Source organism: Nitrosomonas sp. (genome assembly GCF_020852615.1).
Taxonomy (GTDB): Bacteria; Pseudomonadota; Gammaproteobacteria; order Burkholderiales; family Nitrosomonadaceae; genus Nitrosomonas.
This window is the reverse complement of sequence record NZ_JADZAJ010000032.1, coordinates 38,113-59,851: the sequence shown is the minus strand read 5'-3', so window position 1 is coordinate 59,851 and position 21,739 is coordinate 38,113. Positions and strand designations below refer to the sequence as shown.

The 21,739-nt window shown below is 53.2% G+C and carries 19 protein-coding genes; 17 read left to right on the top strand and 2 right to left on the bottom strand.

Features of this window, described 5'->3' with window-relative positions:
- Positions 1–163 precede the first annotated feature (163 nt).
- The 3 genes from gdhA to IT527_RS07695 all read left to right on the top strand — a co-directional run bounded on the left by gdhA (position 164) and on the right by IT527_RS07695 (position 4,911).
- Entirely contained in the window at positions 164–1,507 is a 1,344-nt protein-coding gene (gene gdhA / locus IT527_RS07705; RefSeq protein ID WP_292967949.1) for an NADP-specific glutamate dehydrogenase, read from the top strand.
- Positions 1,508–1,754: 247 nt separating this feature from the next.
- On the top strand, positions 1,755–3,662 hold the full coding sequence (locus IT527_RS07700) for a lytic transglycosylase domain-containing protein (RefSeq protein WP_292967948.1): 1,908 nt from the start codon (positions 1,755–1,757) through the stop codon (positions 3,660–3,662).
- Between the two features lie 10 nt (positions 3,663–3,672).
- Positions 3,673–4,911 carry a multifunctional CCA addition/repair protein gene (locus IT527_RS07695; RefSeq protein WP_292968039.1) on the top strand — a complete coding sequence of 413 codons (1,239 nt, stop codon included), beginning with the start codon at positions 3,673–3,675 and terminating at the stop codon, positions 4,909–4,911.
- Here the strand turns inward: IT527_RS07695 and IT527_RS07690 are convergent.
- Positions 4,886–6,628, bottom strand: a complete 1,743-nt coding sequence (locus tag IT527_RS07690; protein WP_292967947.1) for an ABC transporter ATP-binding protein — start codon at positions 6,626–6,628, stop codon at positions 4,886–4,888. The two genes, IT527_RS07695 and IT527_RS07690, sit on opposite strands and share 26 nt — an antisense overlap.
- Before the next feature lie 68 nt (positions 6,629–6,696).
- Complete coding sequence (dapF, locus tag IT527_RS07685; RefSeq protein ID WP_292967946.1) at positions 6,697–7,548, bottom strand: diaminopimelate epimerase; 852 nt, start codon at positions 7,546–7,548, stop codon at positions 6,697–6,699.
- Positions 7,549–7,983: 435 nt separating this feature from the next.
- Between dapF and gspG the strand changes: the two genes are divergently transcribed.
- The 14 genes from gspG to IT527_RS07615 all read left to right on the top strand — a co-directional run bounded on the left by gspG (position 7,984) and on the right by IT527_RS07615 (position 21,667).
- On the top strand, positions 7,984–8,418 hold the full coding sequence (gene gspG, locus IT527_RS07680; protein ID WP_292968038.1) for a type II secretion system major pseudopilin GspG: 435 nt from the start codon (positions 7,984–7,986) through the stop codon (positions 8,416–8,418).
- Positions 8,419–8,436: 18 nt separating this feature from the next.
- Positions 8,437–9,621 carry a type II secretion system F family protein gene (locus tag IT527_RS07675; protein ID WP_292967945.1) on the top strand — a complete coding sequence of 395 codons (1,185 nt, stop codon included), beginning with the start codon at positions 8,437–8,439 and terminating at the stop codon, positions 9,619–9,621.
- Entirely contained in the window at positions 9,621–11,312 is a 1,692-nt protein-coding gene (locus tag IT527_RS07670; RefSeq protein WP_292967944.1) for a GspE/PulE family protein, read from the top strand. The genes IT527_RS07675 and IT527_RS07670 overlap by 1 nt, the downstream gene beginning before the upstream one ends.
- Entirely contained in the window at positions 11,293–12,132 is an 840-nt protein-coding gene (locus IT527_RS07665) for a hypothetical protein (protein WP_292967943.1), read from the top strand. Before IT527_RS07670 ends, IT527_RS07665 begins: the two co-directional genes overlap by 20 nt.
- Positions 12,125–12,661 carry a PilN domain-containing protein gene (locus IT527_RS07660; protein ID WP_292967942.1) on the top strand — a complete coding sequence of 179 codons (537 nt, stop codon included), beginning with the start codon at positions 12,125–12,127 and terminating at the stop codon, positions 12,659–12,661. The genes IT527_RS07665 and IT527_RS07660 overlap by 8 nt, the downstream gene beginning before the upstream one ends.
- Positions 12,643–13,197 carry a hypothetical protein gene (locus IT527_RS07655; protein WP_292967941.1) on the top strand — a complete coding sequence of 185 codons (555 nt, stop codon included), beginning with the start codon at positions 12,643–12,645 and terminating at the stop codon, positions 13,195–13,197. Before IT527_RS07660 ends, IT527_RS07655 begins: the two co-directional genes overlap by 19 nt.
- A 29-nt stretch (positions 13,198–13,226) precedes the next feature.
- On the top strand, positions 13,227–13,835 hold the full coding sequence (locus IT527_RS07650) for a hypothetical protein (protein WP_292967940.1): 609 nt from the start codon (positions 13,227–13,229) through the stop codon (positions 13,833–13,835).
- Positions 13,832–16,126 carry a secretin and TonB N-terminal domain-containing protein gene (locus tag IT527_RS07645; protein WP_292967939.1) on the top strand — a complete coding sequence of 765 codons (2,295 nt, stop codon included), beginning with the start codon at positions 13,832–13,834 and terminating at the stop codon, positions 16,124–16,126. Before IT527_RS07650 ends, IT527_RS07645 begins: the two co-directional genes overlap by 4 nt.
- Before the next feature lie 29 nt (positions 16,127–16,155).
- On the top strand, positions 16,156–16,641 hold the full coding sequence (locus tag IT527_RS07640; protein WP_292967938.1) for a type II secretion system protein: 486 nt from the start codon (positions 16,156–16,158) through the stop codon (positions 16,639–16,641).
- 6 nt (positions 16,642–16,647) lie between these two features.
- Entirely contained in the window at positions 16,648–17,061 is a 414-nt protein-coding gene (locus IT527_RS07635; protein ID WP_292967937.1) for a prepilin-type N-terminal cleavage/methylation domain-containing protein, read from the top strand.
- Positions 17,055–17,723, top strand: a complete 669-nt coding sequence (locus IT527_RS07630; protein WP_292967936.1) for a type II secretion system protein — start codon at positions 17,055–17,057, stop codon at positions 17,721–17,723. Before IT527_RS07635 ends, IT527_RS07630 begins: the two co-directional genes overlap by 7 nt.
- Positions 17,724–17,883: 160 nt before the next feature.
- A complete protein-coding gene (locus IT527_RS07625; RefSeq protein WP_292967935.1) occupies positions 17,884–19,584 on the top strand; it encodes a tetratricopeptide repeat protein in 1,701 nt (566 codons plus the stop codon).
- A gap of 172 nt (positions 19,585–19,756) precedes the next feature.
- Entirely contained in the window at positions 19,757–20,566 is an 810-nt protein-coding gene (locus IT527_RS07620) for a class I SAM-dependent methyltransferase (RefSeq protein ID WP_292967934.1), read from the top strand.
- A gap of 90 nt (positions 20,567–20,656) precedes the next feature.
- Positions 20,657–21,667: a catalase family peroxidase gene (locus tag IT527_RS07615; protein WP_292967933.1), complete on the top strand. Its 1,011-nt coding sequence runs from the start codon at positions 20,657–20,659 to the stop codon at positions 21,665–21,667.
- The last annotated feature ends 72 nt before the right edge of the window (positions 21,668–21,739 follow it).

Here is a 21,739-nt window from a genome sequence, read left to right as displayed (position 1 = left end):
GGTTGATTGTCGCAACCGGTTTCCATCCCTTTAGTTTTTTTTCAGAAATGGCTTGCAAACTTCCCCGTAATCAGTGAAATTTTGCGATGATTATCAGCCGTATGTCGGGCGGCCGGTTTCTTTGAGCACTTACTATTACATTAATTTACGGAAGGGGATGGAGATGAAGTACGGCAGTATCGAGGAGTTCAAGCAATACGTTTCCGAGAGGAATCCGGGGCAACCTGAGTTTCTGCAAGCTGTTTCAGAAGTGATCGAAAGTTTGTGGCCGTTTATTGTCGAGCATTCCCGATATGCTGAACAGGGATTGCTGGATCGGCTGATTGAACCGGAACGCGTGATCATATTCCGGGTGGCATGGACTGATGATCGTGGTGAGGTTAAAGTGAACCGCGGGTACCGTATTCAGTACAACTCGGCGATCGGACCATATAAAGGAGGTACGCGCTTCCACCCGTCTGTCAATCTTTCCATTCTTAAATTCCTTTCATTTGAACAGACATTCAAGAATGCACTGACAACGCTGCCGATGGGGGGCGGTAAAGGAGGGTCGGATTTTGATCCAAAAGGTAAAAGTCCTGGGGAAATCATGCGTTTTTGTCAGGCGTATGCGGCTGAGTTGTTCCGGCATGTTGGAGCCGATACTGATGTGCCGGCCGGGGATATTGGTGTGGGGGGCCGGGAAGTTGGATATATGGCCGGGATGGTCAAGAAACTGACTAACCGGGCAGATTGCGTGTTTACAGGTAAGGGATTGAGTTTCGGAGGATCATTGCTGCGACCGGAAGCGACAGGTTATGGTCTGGTTTATTTTGCTGAAGAAATGCTGAATCATGCCGGTCGTTCACTGAAAGGCTTGCGGGTATCGGTGTCCGGCTCGGGAAATGTGGCACAGTTTGCCATTGATAAAGCTATGTCACTGGGTGCCAAAGTTGTCACTATTTCAGATTCAAGCGGTACGGTAGTAGATGATGCCGGATTTACACCTGAAAAACTGGTCATTCTGGCTGAAGTCAAAAATCGCCTTTATGGTCGTGTCAATGAGTACGCTGAACGGATTGGAGCACAATTTCTTCCGGGTGAGAGGCCGTGGCATGTGCCGGTGGATGTTGCCTTGCCTTGCGCGACGCAGAATGAACTGAACGAGCATGATGCGGCTGCACTGGTCAAAAACGGGGTGAGCTGTGTAGCCGAAGGTGCCAATATGCCAAGTACTGCGGGAGCGATTGAACGGTTCCAGCATGCGAATGTGTTGTTTGCACCGGGCAAGGCAAGTAATGCGGGCGGGGTGGCTACCTCAGGCCTGGAAATGAGTCAGCAGGCAATGCGGCTTTCCTGGACCAGTGGAGAAGTTGATATGCGATTACAGGAAATCATGCGCGCCATTCACTGTTCCTGTACCCAGTACGGCAAAAAACCGGATGGCACAGTCAATTATGTGGATGGTGCAAATATTGCCGGATTCGTGAAAGTGGCCGAAGCCATGCTGGCGCAAGGGGTTATCTGATCATAAAAATAAGTTGTATTGCTTTCTGAATGAGTGGATCCCGGCAGGAAAAGATGAACGATACCCCCTTTTATTGTCACATGAATATGTGATTTCCTCTGTAGGCTGGGTTTGTTGAAACAATTGCCGGCTGAACAGCTGGCTGTGCGGTTAAGGCACCTCTGCACGAACGAGTGGAGGGTTCAGGCAGAGGTGCCTTACGCATTGTTTCAGTACAGATCATGGTTTTGGATAAACGGGTTAAGTTATGAGCAGGATGCTTGCCGGGTTGTTTTTGGCATTTTGGGCGCAGTTGTTGTTTGCCGGGGGAGATGAAGATTACCTGGAAGTGCGGGAAGCCTTCCGGGCAGGTAACGCGGCGCGTGTTGCCGAGTACGTCAGCCGTATGAAATACCACGTGCTGGCACCTTATGCGGAATACTTCCAGTTGCGTCTGTCTCTGGATACAGCGGACACAGGGACGGTTAAAACATTTCTGGCACGCTATGATGGCAGTTTTGTGGCAGACAGGCTGCGGGCGGACTGGCTGCAGCTTCTTGGCAAACGTCAGCAATGGGCGCTGTTTTCTGAGGAATACCCTAAACTGGTTAACCGTGAGGACAGCCTGCAATGCTATGCCTTGCGATACCGGCTGGCCAGGGGGGACAGAACAGCCAGTGGAGAGATCCGGACACGCTGGTTTACCGGGCGTGATATGCCGGCCAGCTGCACTGATGCCTTTGAGACAGTGATTAAATCCGGCGTGCTTTCAGTAGAGGATATCTGGGCCAGAATCCGGCTGGCTTTGGAAGCAGGAAATACCAGTGTGGCCAGAAGTTTGAACCAATATCTGCCCCCGTATCAGGCACTGGATTTACAGAAACTGAGTGCGGTAATCAAGGATGCCAGACGTTTTCTTGACCGGCAGGTATCAGTCCGGTCGCGTGCCGATCGTGAAATTGTGCTGTTTGCGCTGTTGCGCCTGCTGCGCAGCGAAACCAATCAGGCGCTGGCTCGCTGGCAGAAAATCCGCGGCCAGTTTCCGGAAACGGATCAGTCTTATTTCACAGGTAACCTTGCCTATTGGGCAGCAATCCGACAGGATCCACGCGCCCTGAACTGGTTTACAGAAGCGACGGCGGGCAAACACGCCTATCCGCTGTCTGAAATCAAACATGCCTGGAAAGCGCGCGCAGCGTTGCGTGAAGGTAACTGGAAAATTCTGCGGGACAGCATCAGTCAGATGCCTGCCACCATGCAGCAGGAGGATGTCTGGCGTTACTGGCGTGCGCGTGCATTGAAAGTCGATAAAAAAAATTCTGAAGCCAATGCTTTACTTATTCCCCTGAGCCGTGAGCACAGTTTTTACGGGCAAATGGCAAGAGAGGAACTGGGTGAAATGCTCAGTGTTCCGGCAAGCGAGCAGCAGGTTGGGCAGAATACCATCCGCCTCATGGAACAAAATCCGGGAATTCGCCGGGCATTGGCGCTGTACCGGCTGAATCAGAGAGTGGAGGCGAATCGCGAGTGGATCTGGACAATACAGAATTTCAGCGATGAGCAACTGCTGGCGGCGGCAAAGGTAGCCCAGCGTTATGGTATTTATGACCGGGTGATCAACACGGCCATTAAAACGGTTGCACACCATGATTTTAATCTGCGTTATCTGGCCCCTTATCGTGAGCAGATGCGGTCTGTTCTGCAGCAAAATCAGCTGGATGAAGCGTTTGTATACGGATTGATACGGCAGGAAAGCCGCTTTATCGCCGATATTAAATCCGGTGCCGGAGCTGCCGGGTTGATGCAGCTGATGCCGGCAACCGCCAAATGGGTGGCGGGTAAACTGGGAGTGCAGGATTTTCGTACCAGTCTGATCACCGATATCAATACCAATCTTCAGTTGGGGACCTACTATCTGAGGCATGTGCTGGATCAGCTGGATGATCAGCCGTTGCTTGCCGCTGCTGCCTATAACGCCGGGCCGGGTCGGGCAAAGCAGTGGAAGGATATCCGGCCGCTGGAAGGTGCAGTTTATGCTGAAACCATCCCGTTCAATGAAACACGTGACTACGTCAAAGTCGTGCTGAGCAATGCGATGTACTACGCCAGTAATTTCGGCCATGCCAATAAACCGACCCTGAAACAGCGGCTTGGGACGGTAGCACCCAAACACTGATATGCCGGAGATAAAAATTTATCGGGTGGGTGGGTCTATACGGGACGAGCTGCTGGGGCTGCCGGTAAAGGATCAGGATTATGTCGTGGTTGGGGCCAGCCCGGAAGAGATGGTGCGGCTGGGCTATCGTCCGGTGGGTAAGGATTTTCCGGTATTTTTGCATCCTGAAACACATGAGCAGTACGCGCTGGCACGCACTGAACGGAAAATTGCCAGAGGTTACAGGGGATTTGAAGTTTACGCCGCACCCGGTGTCACTTTGCAGGAAGATCTGGCGCGCCGCGATTTGACGATCAATGCCATGGCCAAAGATGAAGCTGGCAATATTGTTGATCCGTTTGGCGGTATCGCCGATTTGCAGCAGGGCATTCTGCGTCACATTGGTCCCGCATTTGTGGAAGATCCGGTAAGGGTGCTGCGGGTTGCGCGATTTGCGGCACGCTTCGGTTTTCAGGTGGCACCGGAAACGCTGGAGCTGATGAAAGAGATTGTCCATACCGGTGAGACAGAAGCACTGGTGCCGGAGCGTGTCTGGCAGGAAATCGCCCATGGCCTGATGGAACAGCACCCTTCGCGCATGTTCCATGTTTTGCGGGAATGTGGTGCGCTGGCCCGTATTTTGCCGGAAGTGGATGCATTATTTGGTGTGCCGCAGCCGGTACATTCCCATCCTGAAGTTGATACCGGTATTCATGTCATGATGGTGATTGATTACGCTGCTTCGAAGCACTTTCCCCTTGAAGTCCGTTTTGCCGCGTTAACGCATGATCTGGGCAAAGGAGTTACACCGCCTGATGCGTGGCCGCGCCATATCGGTCATGAGGCACACAGTGTGGAACTGGCTGCGGCGCTGTGCGAGCGCATCCGGGTTCCCGGAGAGTCCAGGGATCTGGCACTGCTGGTGGCGCGTTTTCATGGTGAGGTTCACCGGGCACTGGAATTGCGCCCTGGTACCATTGCCGATATGTTGCAGGCAACGGATGCCTATCGCAAGAAAGCCCGTTTTAACGCTTTTTTACAGGCTTGTGCCAGTGATTTTCATGGTCGACTGGGGTATGCAGACAAGCCTTATCCGCAAGCAGAACATTTGAGCAGGGCACTGGAGGCGGCAGCCAGTGTGGATGCTGGCGCTATCGCCGGTAAAATCAGCCGGTTACACGCCGGGGAAACCGGTTTGCCAATGCGGATCAACCGCCAGGTTTACGCTGCCCGGGTGGATAAAATCAGATCACTGCTTTCTCATTCGTGATGCCCGTCGTACTGCCGGACAGGCGGACATCCGTGTTTGACAGCAATTCCGCTTTGCCATCACTGATGATGAATACCCGGCTTGCCGCCTGAATAACCGCCGGCTGATGGGAGACGGCAACAATCGTAAATTCCTTCGCCAGATTTTGCAGTGTTGCGCAGATAGTGTGTTCACTTTCCGGATCCAGCGCGCTGGTGGGCTCATCCAGTAACAGGAGCTTCGGCTGATGTGCCAGTGCCCGGGCAATGGCGATACGCTGCCGCTGTCCTCCTGAGAGCATCCCGCCACGCTCGCCGACCATCGTATGCATTCCCTCCGGGAATGAGTTGACGAAGTCCCACGCACCGGCCTGTCTGAGTGCGCGTTCCGCATCTTCGGTACTGATTGCAGGCTCACCCACGAGGATATTATTCAGGATGGTGTCATGCAGTAAAACAGTATCCTGAGAAACGTAGCCAATCATGTGTCGCCAGCGGCGCATGTCGATCTGATGCAAGGATACACCGTCAATCAGGATTTCGCCGGATTCCAGTTCCGCCAGCCCGCAGAGCAGATCAATCAGTGTGCTTTTCCCGGCGCCCGAAGAACCGATCAGTACCGTAAACGAATGAACCGGAATTTCAACAGCCAGATCGCTGAGAATTGTTTTTTGTCCGTAGCTGAAGGTAACGTGACGCAGGCTGATCCTCTGTTCCAGCGTTGGAATCTGCGTGCCGACGGATTTCTCGGCTTCCATGCGTGCCTCGTCAGCCGCTTTGCGCAAGGCCCAGTAAGCGCTTTCCTGCGCGACGAGCTGCTGGTAGCGGCGCTGTGTTTTATTCAGTAATCCCAGAATCCTGGTGAGCAGAAACACCATGACCATAACTTCCGGCAACGACAGCTTCCATACCACCAGTGCCAGATACAGGCCGCTTGCAGTCAGTGCGGCAAGGATAGGTTCCTGCAAGGCAAGCAGCGCCGCCCGGTTGCTGACTTCCTTGCGTGTGGCTTTTTCCAGCAGTTGTGTCTGTTCGTGGAGAATGGCATCGGCCACATTATCGCGTGCCATGGCTTTCAGGGATTTGACTGAACTGAGTACATCAGACAGATAAGTCAGCAGATGGCGCAGCAGGTGGGTTTGCTTGTTTCCGGCGCGTTTGGCTGCCCTGACCAGTTTATTCAATACTACGAACAGGATCGCACCGATCAGTAATGATCCCAGCGTGGCTTCCCAGGAAATGAACATGGCTACGATGCTGTATACCATTGCTTCGATTGCCAGTGCCAGCACGTTGACACTGTGCTCGAAACCCATGGCGGCACGGTAAGCCTCGGTGGCAATCGAGTTTGCCAGCGCACCGGCGGGCTGGCGCAGATAGTATTGCCAGCGGCTGGCAAGCAGTGCCTTGATCAGATCCAGCCGCAGCGCGGTGGCGACATGCGCGACGGTATGGCCGACCTGCTGGTTGGTCAGCAGCAGAATGGCTCCCTTGAGAAACATGCCGCCGACGATGACCAGCAGGATGATTTCCAGTGTGGGTGACAGTCCAACCTGGTGCAGCAGGTCGACCACCAGTTTGCCTATTCTGGAATCAATGGATTCCCCGACCGCAATGGATAACAGGGGAAGCAGCGCCGTCAGGCTGAGTGCTTCAGCGGCACCCGCCAGCAGCAGCGCAATCAGTACAAATGCGCTGCGCTTCGGGAAAACCATGATGTAGGTAATCAGAGTGCGCATGATGGAGCGGGTGAATTGGTCCGGATTGAAGACGTGATGTTAAAGATATGACGGGAGGCTGGTGGCTATTATTGCTGCAATGTCTGCAGGTCGATAGTGCCTTCAAATACGGAAACGGCCGGCCCTGTCATCCAGACCGGCTGATTTTCTCCTTCCCAGCGGATACGCAGGTTGCCGCCCCGCATTGCCACCTGTACTTCGGAATCCAGTACGCCACGAATAATACCGCTGACGACCGCTGCGCAAGCACCTGTTCCGCAAGCCAGTGTTTCACCGGTTCCGCGCTCAAATACGCGCAGCCGGATATGGGTGCGATCGACAATCTGCATGAAACCGGCATTCACTTTTTCAGGGAAAAACGGGTGGGACTCAATAACCGGGCCTTCGCCTGTGACTGGTGCCAGATCGATGTCAGGCACAATTTGTACGGCATGCGGGTTCCCCATTGAGACAACAGAGATTTCAATTATGCTGTTACCGATCTGTAGCGGGTAAACAGGCGCACGCTGTGCAACCTTAAAAGGAATCTGTGCTGGCTCAAACCGGGGAATTCCCATGTTGACTGTCACTTCATCGTTATCCTCGATTGTCGGCATGATGATGCCGCGTGCGGTTTCAACATGGATGGTACTTTTGCGGGTCAGGTTGCGGTCATGCACAAAGCGGGCGAAACAGCGAGCCCCATTGCCGCATTGTTCCACTTCTCCCCCATCGGCATTGAAAATACGGTAGCGAAAATCCCCGCCTTCTCTGGCCTTTTCCACGATTAACAACTGATCGAAACCGATGCCAAAATGACGATCTGCCAGCCGGCGCACTGTGGCGGGATCCAGGGAGTCGGGGGAAACAGGTTGGCTGATGGCATCAATGACAATGAAATCATTTCCCAAGCCATGCATTTTTGTAAATTTCAGTTTCATCAGCTGCGTTTTCCGGATAAGTTGGGAGGTATTGTACTTCCGCTGGCTGTTGCGGGTGAAAGTGATCTGATTTCAGAAGTAAATGTCATATTTTCCCGCTTGACCGGGATGGAGCGCAACTCTACTATACTGAGCCTGAAATAGGTTAGAGCCTTACTGTCGTGGAGCAGAACAGTTTTCTGCCTCTTCCTGGCTATCAATCCTGATGAGCAGGCCAATTATCCCCTGATATTTCCTGATTTTTGAGCTATGTTCCTCCTGCCTGTCCATTCCTGTGCCGGGAATGTTCCAGAAAAATCTCAATTCAAGGATATTTGAACTATGAAGCAAATATTAAAAAATACCGGAAAGGTGCTGATTAAATTACTGGGCCCCGTTGCAAATGAAGTGAATCAATCCGGTTCGCTGCGTTACGGTGTTCCACGTGCCGGTGGAATAAATCAGCGTTCTGCCGGATTATGCGGAGGTTGTGAACGCGGATTTACCCTGCTTGAGCTGCTGGTTGTTATGGTAATCATCGGTCTGCTGGCAGCGTATGTCGGCCCCAGGTATTTTTCACAGGTAGGTAAATCCGAAGTCAAAATGGCACAGGCACAGATTGATTCTCTGGAAAAGGCACTGCATCAGTATCGGCTGGATGTCGGGACGTATCCCACGACCGAGCAAGGGTTGAATGCACTGATCACGGCGCCGGCCAGCGAACCGAAATGGCAGGGACCGTATTTAAGCAAGCGGTTACCGGCAGATCCGTGGGGCAAACCCTATCAGTATAAATATCCGGGTACACAGAGCGATTTTGATCTGTTTTCCTTCGGTAAGGATGGTCAGCCCGGAGGGAGTGGTGAGGATGCGGATATTACCAACTGGTAACAGCAGTCGATACGACTGATGCGCTATACGGTTAGAGCCTTGCTGTCCGGGAAAGGAACTGTGTTGCTCGAGCTTGAGGCGGCCAGCGAAGCTGAGGTGCGTAACCGGATCCGTGCCCGGGGAGGCGTGGTCCTGAGTGTCCGGCGGAATTTTTCAGGCCTGCTGCCCAGATCAGGCCACACATTTCCGTTATCCAATTTTTCCCAGGAGTTGCTTGCCCTGCTCACCGCCGGTTTGAGTCTGGTGGAAGGAATCGAAACACTGGTTGAGAAGGAAGAAGACAGTGTGATACGTGAGCTGCTGCAGCAAATACTGGCGCGGTTGCGCGAGGGAATGACACTCTCGCGTGCACTGGAATCCTATCCGCAGGTATTTCCGCCGCTGTATGTCGCTACCATTCGTGCCAGTGAGCAGACAGGTGATCTGGGTGAGGCGCTGACACGCTACCTTATCTATCAGTCGCAAATGGATCTGGTGCGTAAAAAACTGGTGGGGGCATCCATTTATCCGGCTCTGCTACTGGTGCTGGGAGGGCTGGTGGCAATCTTTCTGCTGGTTTTCGTGGTGCCCAGATTCAGCGCCATTTATGAAGATATGGGGACGGATCTGCCATGGATGTCGATGCTGCTGATTGAATGGGGGCATCTGGTTCAGAAAAACGGCTGGCTGCTGGCAGGAGCAGCAGCTATTTTTCTGGTGGCTGCGTTTTATACTTTTTCCCAGCCGCAGATCCGGGCATATCTGTTGCAGGCAGTCTGGCGTATTCCGGCAATCGGTGAGCGAATGCGGATTTATCAGCTTGCCCGGTTTTACAAAACCCTGGGTATGCTGCTGCGTGGCGGTATCCCCGTGACACAGGCGCTGGAAATGGTCAGCGACCTGTTGCAGCCTCATTTTCGCCCGCGAGTCAAAACGGCAGCTGCACTTATTCGTGAAGGTCAAACCATTTCCAGCGCAATGCAGCGTGCAGGGCTGACTACAGCCGTGGGAAACCGCATGCTGCGGGTGGGCGAGCGCACCGGAATGATGGGTGACATGATGGAACGTATCGGTAACTTTCATGATGAGGAAATCGGTCGCTGGGTTGAATGGATGACAAAACTGATTGAACCGCTACTGATGGCAGTCATCGGAACCGTGATCGGCGGCATCATCATTCTTATGTATTTACCGATTTTTGAGCTGGCCGGGAGTATCAACTGATGCAGGGAAATACGGTTTTACCGGACAGACCGGTGATCGATCCGGGCATACTCAGCCAGGCGCACGAACAGGCGGTTGCCCGCCATACCACCCTGGTCAGGGTGCTGGAAGAAACCTGGCAGGGCACGCCGGATGCCCTGATGGCTGTACTGGGTGATGTGCTGCGCATGCCGGTACTGGCGATGAACGATCTGCACGGGTTGCAGCCGGCTTTTGAGCGGCTGTCTTTTGCACTGGCTGCCAGGCATGAATGTGTGTTGCTGCAAAAGGCAGATCAGTCATATCTGCTTGCGGTAAGTGATCCGTTCCGGCCGGGGCTGCGTGACTGGGCAGAGGAATATGTGCCGGCAGGGGCATTATGGCATCTCGTGCACCCGGCTGATCTGGCTGCTTTTTTTACGCAGCAGGAGCAGAACATGCGCGCGATGGATAATGTGCTGCCCTCCGCGCAGGAAAATCTGGCCCGAACCGGCATCGAAGAGTTATCGCTCAAAACAATCCACGAGGGTACCAGTCAGGTGGTGCGCCTGGTGCATTCGACCCTGTATGATGCACACAAGTCGCAGGCAAGTGATATTCATCTGGAAACCGTACCGGGGGCCTTGTCTATTAAATACCGGATCGACGGCGTACTGACCGGCATTGGCACAATGCCGGGGGTTGATCTTGCCGAGCAGGTGATTTCCCGCATCAAGGTCATGTCGGATCTGGATATTGCCGAGCGCCGCATTCCGCAGGATGGCCGTTTCAAGGTATCCATCCAGGGAAGAGAGATCGATTTTCGGGTATCAGTCATGCCCAGCATTTTCGGGGAAGATGCCGTGTTGCGGATACTGGATCGCCAGGCGCTGACCGATCATGTTGAAGGGCTGACCCTGAACCAGCTGGGATTTAATGCCACGGCCATTGCCAGTATGCGTCGCCTTGGCTCGGAGCCGTACGGCATGTTGCTGGTGACCGGACCGACCGGCAGCGGCAAGACGACTTCACTCTATGCTGCCATCTCGGAAGTCAATCACGGTCAGGACAAGATCATTACTATCGAGGATCCGATTGAATATCAGTTGCCCGGTGTGCTGCAGATTCCGGTTAATGAGAAAAAAGGGCTGACTTTTGCCCGTGGTCTGCGTTCGATCTTGCGGCACGATCCGGACAAAATCATGGTGGGTGAAATCCGCGATGCAGAGACAGCACAGATTGCCATTCAGGCAGCGCTGACCGGGCATCTTGTCTTTACCACGGTGCATGCCAATAACGTGTTTGATGTTATCGGCCGGTTTGCGCATATGGGTGTGGACCCCTACAGTTTTGTTTCAGCGTTGAACGGTATTGTGGCGCAGCGGCTGGTGCGTCTGCTGTGTACCAGTTGCAGGGTGGCAGAGCGGCCGGATCAGCAGATGATCGGGGAATCGGGAATCTCTCCCGACCAGGCAGAGCAGTTTGATTTCCGTTCAGCCAGAGGCTGCGGACAGTGTCGTGGCAGTGGTTATCGCGGGCGCAGTGCGATTGCCGAAATATTGCTGTTGAACGATGAGATCCGTGAACTGATCGTAGCACAGGCACCCATTCGCCGCATCAAAGAGGCGGCCCGGCTGAACGGCACCCGTTTTTTGCGTGAAGCCGCACTGGATCTGGTGAAAAGCGGACAAACCAGCCTGCAGGAGGCCAATCGTGTCACTGTTGTGGCGTAATCGAATTCAGGCCTTTCTGGCGCCGGATCAGGTCAGTCTGGCGGGGTTTGCACGTGGTATCAGGCCTGTGCAGCAGTTCAGGCAATCAGGCGTGTGTGTTCAGGAAGATGATTCAAGACAACAGTGGAAAGCGCCTCTGCAATTGCTGGAACAGATGCTCGCGCAAGTGGATGGAGATTTCAGGCGCGGTGCAGAGTTGCACGTCGTGTTATCCAATCATTTTGTGCGTTACGGGGTAATTGCTCCCCAGCCTTCTCTGGCAAATCCGGATGAGCTGATGGCTTATGCCGGTTTTCAGATGCGTGAAATTTATGGTGAACGTATTGACGACTGGGAGCTGAGCCTGAGTGCCTGGGATCCTTGCGGCGGGGCATGGTGTGCAGCTATCGCACGTGATCTGCAATCCGGACTGGAAGCACTTGTCCGGCGGCTTGAAATCCGACTGGTGCGAACAGAGCCTTATCTTGCTGCGGCATTTGATCACGGGTCAAAGCAGCTGACTGGAAAGCAGATATGGTTTGTTCTGGTGGAGACCGGGCGATTCTGCCTGGTCTCGCAACGGGAGGGTATCTGGTGCTGTGTGCGTAACCAGAGAATAGTGAAACATCTGCAGGAAGAATTATTATCAGCACTGGAGCTGGAATCAATTGCTTCCGGTTTGGCAGAGGCAGCCGGGCCGGTTTATGTATTTGCTCCCGGGTTTACCGGGCTGTTACCGGAATCTGTTCTTCGCTGGCAGTTTATCTGTCTGTCGAAGGAAGAATTTCCCATACCTGTGCACTTCCCGGGCGAATCAGGCGACAGGCGGGATCATGCGTAGCCTGAAACTGAGTTTTCCCTACCGCAAGCAGCAGATTCCACTGCTGGACTATCTGCTGCTGGCTGCCGGTGTCGTGCTGCTGCTGTCAGCGGTGTATCTGCTTAAACAGACCATGTCAAAAATTGCCTACTGGGAAGCACGCGAGGCACGGATTACCCTGCAGCAGAAACATATCAGGCAACCCAGAACACCGGTAGCGAGGATCAGTAAAGCGACACAGCAGGAGCTCAAACAGGTGGATGGCATCCTGCATCAGCTCAATCTGCCATGGGAGAAGCTGTTTGATTCACTGGAGATGGCCGACAGCAAGGGGGTTGCGCTGTTGTCGCTGCAGCCCGGTGTTTCCGGGAAAACGATTCGCATTACCGGCGAGGCGCGTAATCTTGCCGCTCTGGTGGAATATGTCCAGGCACTCGAACGGGAGCCGGCCCTGAAGAATGCCCACCTGGCCAGTTATAAAACCAGACAGGACCACCCGCGTCATCCTGTTGTTTTTTCGGTTATTGCAACGTGGCACGAATCGCTTTAGGAAACGGGTGGATCAGGGCACGCTGGCACGTTACCCGTCTGGGAACCGCTGGCAGGGCAGGGGCAGGGCTGTTCATGCTGGCTCTGGTATTTTTCGTGGCGGCAGTACTGCCACAGAAGCAGGCTTTGCAAGAGCTGAAAAGCAGAGTGGAAGCCATGCAACAAGCTCGGCCGGATGCTTCCGGACGAACCGGGCTGAACGATAACCAGGCTTTACAGGTATTTTATGATTTTCTGCCGCGCAGCGATTCTTCACCTTACTGGATCAGTGAACTGGACAGAATCGCCAGAGAAAACGGTATAGAGCTCAACAGCAGCGATTACCGGCTGATGATGGAAAAAGAATCAAAACTGGTGCGTTACGAAATCCAGTTGCCGTTGCGTGGCACGTATCCCCAGATTCGTGCTTTTATTGCCGGCGCCTTGCAGTCTGTACCGACCCTGGCGCTGACTGATATCAGCATCAGGCGCGAAACCATACAGGCTGGCAGAGTGGAGGCGCGTCTGAACATGCATCTTTATTTGAATGATTACTGAGCAGATATTTTCCGGTAAACGTATCTGATATGGCCAGCAGTACTCCTTTCTATCAAAAATTAATTCTCTGGGGCGCGCTGGCGGCAACGGTGGTGGCTGCGCTGCTGGTGGAGGATGAGGCGGAATTGTCGGTGAATGATGTGGTACAGGCGGTGGTACCGGCGACAGAATCTTCTGCCGGGAGAGGGATTGCCGGACAAACCCGGCAGATACATGAAACATTGTCTGCCGACCAGCTGAATCAGCTGGGAAAGCGACAATTCAGTGCCAGAGCAGATGATATTTTTGCAGCGATATCCTGGGAGCCTGAACATGCGGTATCTGCCGGTCCGGATGAGCAGGCATTCCAGGCCAGGCAGGAAGAAGCCAGGCGGGAAGAAGAAGCCAGGCGGAGAACACCACCGCCATCGGCGCCGCCCCTGCCGTTTGCCTATCTGGGTAAAGTGGTTTCTGAAGGGAGAACCCGCGTATTCCTTACCCGGGAAGATCAAAATTACATTACCGGTGTGGGAGAACGTATCAATGGTGAATACCGGGTTGATCGAATCCGGCAGGACGCGATTGAACTGACTTATCTTCCGCTGGGTGTCAGACAGACATTGACTATCGAACAAGAATATCCGGGAAGGATGGAATGAACACAGGGAAAAAAATCTGCGTGCTGTTGCTGTTTGCGTTGACTGCCGGCTGTGCGTTACAGACAACGCGAAACCCGTCCTTTCTGGAAGGGAAACGACTGATTGCAGAGGGGCAGCTGGAAGACGGACTGGGAAAACTGGAACAGGCTGCCCGTGAGGAACCGGATAATCGGGAAATAGGGGCGACTCTGGCACGGGAGCGGGACACCATTACCGGCCAGGTTTTGTTTGAAGCAGATAATGCCCGGCTGTCCGGCAACCTGGATCAGGCCGATCAGGGCTATCTGCGTGTATTGGGCATAAGTGCTAACAATAAACGTGCGCGGGAGGGGCTGGATGCGGTGGATCAGGAGCGTCGCCACATTGTCCAGATTAACCAGGCAAAGGAAATGCTTGCCCATAATGATGTGGACGGTGCGGAAAAAATTATAAGGGCTGTGCTGGCGGATAATCCGATGCAACTGGAAGCACGGAAGCTGATCAGGGCGCTAAGTGAACGCATTGCACGGGCCGAAACAACGGAACTGTCCCTGATCACACAGTTCAGAAAACCGATCACCATGGAGTTTCGTGATACACCGCTGAAAACCATGTTTGAGCTTATCTCCCGTACAGCCGGCATCAATTTCATTTTTGACCGTAATGTGCAGCAGGAGGCGACCGCTTCCATTTTCGTTCGTGATAATCCGATTGAAGATGTGCTGAAGCTCATGCTGTTGACCAATCAGCTCACTTACAAGGTGCTCAACAACAATACATTGCTGATTTACCCGGATACACCTGCCAAACAGAAAGATTATCAGGAACTGGTGGTGCGCAGTTTTCATGTTGCCAATACCGATGTCAAACAGATGGTGGCCATGATCCGCGGGCTGGTCAAGGCACGTGATATTTATATTAACGAGAAGCTCAACCTGTTTGTGATACGGGATACGCTGGAGATGATCCGGCTGGTGGAGCGTCTGGTGGCCATCAATGATTTTCCCGATCCGGAAGTGATGCTGGATGTGGTCGTACTGGAGGTGAAGCGTGACAGTACACTGGATCTGGGGCCGAATATGCCCAATTCCGTTACATTCAGTGCTGTTCCGGGGGTGGGGGCGCCTGCTCAGGTCGCGGCCGATTCTATCGTTAAAATGAGCATGATCAAAAATACCGGATTCGAAGGGCTGCGCAGCTTCACCATCAGCAATCAGGCCAGAATTGATTTCGGCAGAACGCTGACCAATGCAGATGTGCTGGCTAATCCCCGTATTCGTGTCAAAAGCCGGGAGAAGGCAAAAATTCATATTGGCAACAAAGAGCCGGTGTTCACAGTGACCAATACAGCTAATGTCGGATCGGCCGCCTCAGCCACTTATATTGATGTCGGGCTGAAATTCGAAGTGGAACCGGTTGTCAGAAGCAACAGTGAAGTGACACTGAAAGCGCTGCTGGAAGTAAGCAGCAATCTCGGTGAAAAAAGATCCGGGAGCGGAGATAATGCGGCTACAGCCATCGTTATTGGTACACGCACGGCAGAAACGGTGCTGGAGCTACACGATGGCGAAACGCAGGTGCTTGCCGGGCTGATCCAGGATGATATGAGTAAGGAAAAAGCAGGCATTGCCGGTTTGACGGATGTCCCCATACTGGGTGATATTTTTTCCAAACAAACCAGAAAACACAGGAAAACTGAAATTGTTTTGCTGATTACACCGCATATTGTTCGCAATGTAACTCAACCCAATCATTTTGAAAGTGAGTTCTATTCCGGTACAGCGAGTGCTGCCGGAAAACTCCCGGTTGCAATCCGTAACACCGCGCCCCAGTCGCTGGCGATGGAATCTTCAGGGGGAGCATTTGCTCAGGGAAATCTGCCGCTTGGTCAGGCTGTCCGATCTGCCGGATTATCGGGCACCTCGCCGGATCTGTTTCGGGAAGCTGTCGAACAGGCCCGGGATTCCTCCGCTTCTCTGATGCTGCGTGTGCCGGAAAATGTGGTGAAAGGGCGTGAATTTACTGCTACGGTCAGGTTGATGACACAGAATTCCCTGATGTTGGGTGAATTGAACCTGGCTTACGATCCGGATGTTCTGGAGCTGATGGATGGCGGAGAGAAATCCGGAATGCGCAACCTGAAGCTCGGGCGGGATCAGCCTACCGGAATGACAGTCGTACTGCGTTTTAAGGCTGTCAGCGCAAATCCTGTTACTACAGAAATCACGTTGCAGAATTTACAGGTGCGGGATGAAACCGGTCAGGCGGTGGAGGTCAGTGTGCCACCGGCAGCCAGTATCAACATTCAGTGATAAAACCGCTTTAGTTTTGCGGGTTGCATATGTTGCAAATAATTTCTTGCCGGGGTTTTACCCTGATCGAACTGATGGTCGTGGTGGCAATCATGGGGATTTTGGCATCTGCTGCAATGCCATTGGGTGAAATGGTTGCCAAACGTGAAAAGGAGCGGGAATTGCGTACGGCGCTGCATCAGATCCGTGCAGCGATTGATGCCTATAAACTGGCAGCGGATGAAGGCCGGGTAGAAAAAAAGGCAGATGAAACCGGGTACCCTCACAAGCTGGAAGAACTGGATTCCGGCATAGGAGACAGAAAAGATCCGGATAGCAAGAAGAAAATTTTTTTCCTGCGCCGGGTGCCGCGTGACCCGATGTTTCCGGATCCTGAAGTGCCAGCTGCTGAAACCTGGGGCAGGCGCAGTTATGCCAGTCCGCCTGATAACCCGGAAGAGGGAGAGGATGTTTACGATGTTTATTCCCTTTCAGAAAAAACAGGGTTGAACGGAATTCCCTATAACCAATGGTAAAGCGTGTTGACCAGATCATTCTCTAACCGGTTAAAGCAGCTCGGGAGCGGTCAGCGTATACAGGGTTTTACGCTGATTGAGCTGCTGGTGGTGATGGTCATCATCGCCATCCTGCTTACTATTGTATCGCCGCGCTATTTCAATTCGGTTGATCGGGCGAAGGAGACGGTGCTCAAGCAGAACCTGAGCATCTTGCGTGATGCGATCGACAAGTATTTTTCCGATACCGGCAAATATCCGGCTGATCTGCAGCAACTGGTTGAAAATCGCTATATTCGTGCGATACCGGTTGATCCGGTTACCGGGGAAAACAGCTGGGTGGAAATTCCGCCGCCGGACCCGGAAATGGAGGGTGTGTTTGATATCCATACCACTTCCGACCGGCAGGCTCTGGATGGGACATTTTACGAAAAATGGTGACGATGTCATGCCGGAAAGAACAGGGATATATTTATATCTGGATGTTGTTTGCTGTTATGCTTGCAGGCATTATGCTGGCTGCTGCCGGGGTGATCTGGCGCACGGAAATGAAACGGGAAAAAGAGCTGGAACTGCTGTTTACAGGGGATCAGTTCCGGCGGGCGATTGAGTCTTACTACAACGATTCCAAAACAGAGGGGGGAGTGAATGTCAGTCGCTACCCGGTTTCTCTGGAACAGCTGCTCAAGGATGAGCGTTCACTGGTTGTGAAACGACACCTCAGACGAATCTATATCGATCCGATGACAAACAGCCGTGACTGGGGGCTGATCAGGCAGCAGGATGGCGGAATTACCGGCGTTTACAGTCTGTCGAAGGAGGCCCCCGCCAGACGGGCCAATTTTCCGGCTGATTATGCGGTTTTTGATAAAGCTGAAAGCTACCAGGACTGGAAATTTATCCATACCGCCAGTAATACTGCGGGAGGGCAGGGAGGACAGCGGCCACCCGGTAATGGAGAAGGTCTGCCGGATGGCAGCATGATGCGGGGGGTGCCGGGTGCCGGATTGAATTCATTGCAGCAGAACCCGTCTGCCCCGGGTGTAAATGCTTCTCCAGCTGCTCCTGCAAGTCAGCCGCCATCTGATAATAATGCGTTTTAGGGAAGTTTTGGAAAGCGTGCAAACAGGCAGGTAATTTCTCAGATTTCCTTAAGCGAGAAATCCCGGGGTCAGAAAAACGACTGTAATCAGCACAAATCCGGATTTGTTATTTTGAAATCTCAAACTATATAGATAAAGGGTTGCCGAAGGCCGATACGAAATGAAAGTTATTTTGACGATACAGTTAGCATTGTTGCTGGGTGTGGCAGGCTGTACCCAGCTACCCAAAACAGGAGATGTTACGCAGGGTTCCGGTAATACTGCGCCTGCGACAGAACTGACCGCCGATTCTCTGTTTGATTTCCTGCTGGGTGAAACTGCTTTGCAGCGTGATCAGCCGGATGTTGCAGCAGAAAGTTTTATCCGGCTGGCAAAAGAAACGCGCAATCCGAGGATCGCCGAACATGCGACTGATATTGCATTGCGTGCACGCCGCTTTGGAGAAGCGCGTGAAGCCATTGATTTATGGGTAATGCTGGAGCCGGATTCCATGCAGGCGCGCCAGGCCGCTGTGGCGCTGTTTGTGGCGAATGGCGAGCTCCATAACGTACGTCCTCACGTTGAACAGTTACTGAAACTGGAGCCGGATACGGTTGATAAAGCATTCATGCAGATCAACAAACTCCTGTCGCACCATCCGGATAAGGAGGCCGTGCTGAAACTGGTGCAGCAACTTGCGGCAGGCTATCCTGATTTGCCGGAAGCACATTTTGCTGTATCACAGGCAGCCTGGGCAGCCGATGAATTCAAAACGGCAGCAAAAGCCATGAAGCAGGCGCTCAGATTACGGCCGGAATGGGAAATGGCCGCGGTACACCGGGGGCAGATTCTGCAGAAAATTGATAAAGATGAAGCTTTGTCTTTTTATGATCAATATCTCAGCCGTTTTCCCGGTGCCAACGATATGCGGATTGCCTACATCCGTATGCTCATGGAAGAGAAGGAATTTGATCGCGGGCGTGAACAGTTCCAGAAACTGGAACAGGCGAACCCCTCCAATCCTGATATTGCGCTGGCGATTGGCCTTTTGTCTGCCGAGCTGAATGATCTGACAAGTGCAGAAAAATATTTCAAGCAGGCAATCAGGCTTGGGTTTGAAGATACCAACACAATCTATTTCAATCTGGGGCGTGTCCATGAACTCGCCCGGCACGATACCGAGGCAATGGATGCTTACCGCCGGGTGACGGGAGGGGAGCGCTATATTTTTTCCCGGGTACGCTATGCGTTTCTGCTGGCAAAGCGGGAGGGTATGGCCCCGGCCAGAAAATATCTGAAAACGACCCCGGTTGAAAATGAACAGCAGCGTGCACAGTTGCTGATCGCCGAATCACAGCTGTTGCGGGACAGTGGTGATTTCCGTGGCGCCTATGATTTACTCGATGCCTATCTGCGAAAGCACCCGGATCAGATCGATCTGCTGTATGACCGGGCATTGATGGCAGACAAGATCGGCAAGCTGGATGTGCTGGAGCGGGATTTGCGCAGACTGATCCGGCTGAGACCGGATAATGCTCATGCCTATAACGCATTGGGCTACAGCCTGGCCGAGCGTGGCCTGCAACTGCCGGAGGCGCTGGAGCTGGTCCAGAAGGCCATTGAATTATCTCCTGACGATCCCTATATTTTAGATAGTCTGGGGTGGGTTTATTACCGTATGGGCGATTTGAAAAAAGGGATCAATTACCTGAAGCTTGCCTTTGATGCCCGCTCCGATCCTGAAATTGCAGCCCATTACGGAGAACTGCTCTGGGTAAATGGCGCAAAACAGGATGCTGAGAAAATCTGGCAGTCAGCACTGGAAGCGCACCCTGAAAATGAATTGCTGCTGGATACCGTCAAACGGCTGATGAATCGCTGAAAATCGGATTAGCATAACGCGCCGCACTGTACACCTGTCTCCCCGTTCAAATGAACACTGCTTCGCATCTGTACCTGCTCAACAGTTCGGGATGCGTTGTGCGTAGCCTGGTTGTGCCGGAGTGGTGCACAATTTGCTGCCCGCTTACCGTATTGCCGAACAGGGGGAAAGTATGCCCAATAGCAACTCGACTTACACGCATGGCTATCACAGCTCCGTGTTGCGTTCACATAATAATCGTACGGTGGAAAATTCTGCTCAATACCTGTTAGAGGAGCTGGTCCCAGGTATGAGCCTGCTTGATGTGGGCTCAGGAGCCGGGACGATTACAGCTGATTTTGCAGAACGGATCGCGCCCGGTTGCGTTACGGCTTTAGAGGTCACCGGGCTGTCACTTGATCTGACACGAAGCGAAATAAAACGCCATGATCTGGATAATGTGAAATTTGCTGTCGGTGATGTTCACGCATTGGACTTCCCGGATGACAGTTTCGACATCGTACACGCCCATCAGGTGTTGCAACACCTGCATGACCCGGTACAGGCGCTGCGAGAGATGAAACGTGTGTGTAAACCGGGGGGCATTGTTGCTGCACGTGACGCCGACTATGCGGGGTTCATCTGGTTCCCGGAACTGCCGGAGCTGGATGAGTGGATGGACTGGTACCAGAAGGCCGCCCGCACAAACAGGGGAGAGCCAAATGCCGGGCGTTATTTATTGTCCTGGGCACACAAAGCCGGATTCACTGATGTAATCGCAACATCCGGCACGTGGTGCTTATCTACACCCGAAGCACGAAACTGGTGGGGCGGTATGTGGGCAGATCGCATTTTAGAATCAAAAATTGCAGATCAGCTGCGCGACCAGGGAATAGCATCACAGAATGATCTGGAACGGGTGTCGAAGGCATGGCGAGCCTGGGCTTCAGCTAAAGATGGCTGGATGTCTATCGTTCATGGCGAAATACGCTGTCGTGTCTAATGCTGGGTCTGCCCGGCCGATGCAGCGGATGCGGTACGGCCACTGACTTCGGGTGTCGGGTTCTTGTCTGACAAACTGGAAGGCGCATACATGTCCATTGAGAGAAACAGTTTCCTGATAGGGCTGCTGGGCGGAACGCTCTGGCTGGCTGCACCTCCTGGCATGGCAGCGGAACAGGAGGCGACGCCGGATCAGGTGGTATCCACCCTGGAGGGTACTTTTGGAATACATCCGGGAGAACGTCGTAACCACATTAAAGGGACGTGCGCAGCCGGCGAGTTTATCGGACTGCCGGAGGCGGCGCGTGCCTATACACGCTCAGCGCTGTTTTCAGGCAGATCCGTGCCGGTGGTTGCGCGTTTCTCGCTGGCTGGTGGCAATCCCGGCGTCCCGGATACTGCAAAAATTCCGCGCGGTATGGCCCTGGAGTTCAGATTACCGGATGGCAGCCTGCAGCACATGACCATGCTGAATACGCCAGTTTTTGGTGCGGCAACGCCACAGACCTTTTTCGACGATATTGTTGCCAGGAAGCCCGATCCTGCAACCGGCAAACCTGATCCGGAAAGGATCAAAGCATTCAGAGCAAGTCACCCGGATAGCTTGCCGCAGGCAGAATTTCTGGCTGAAAACAATCCTCCGGTTAGCTGGGCCAACAGCAGCTACTTTGGGGTTCATACATTCAAATTTGTGAGTCAGGATAATAAAACCACGCTGATCCGCTGGCGCTTTGTTCCCCGGGATGGAGAGAAACAGCTGTCCGACGATGAGCTCAGATCCGCATCTCCCAGTTTCCTCGAGGACAGGCTGATTGAAAGAACTGAGCGTGGCCCTGTTCGCTGGGACATGATCGTAACGATAGGTAATCCTGGTGATCCTGAGGACAATCCCACACGGTTATGGCCTTCCAACCGCAAGGAGATAAAAATGGGCACATTAATGATCGTGTCTGCAATGTCGCAAGAAGGCGCAGAATGCAAGTGGATCAATTTCAATCCCCTCGTGATGGCTGATGGCATTGAGCCGACGAAGGACCCTATCCTGCTTTTCCGCTCGCCTGTCTACGGGATTTCATTCGGCAAGCGGCTGAGTGGTAAATAAAGAACCGCAAATATCCGACAACTTGTTCCATCTGTTCAGTACGAGGAGCTGCGCAGTCTGGACGCTGGAACC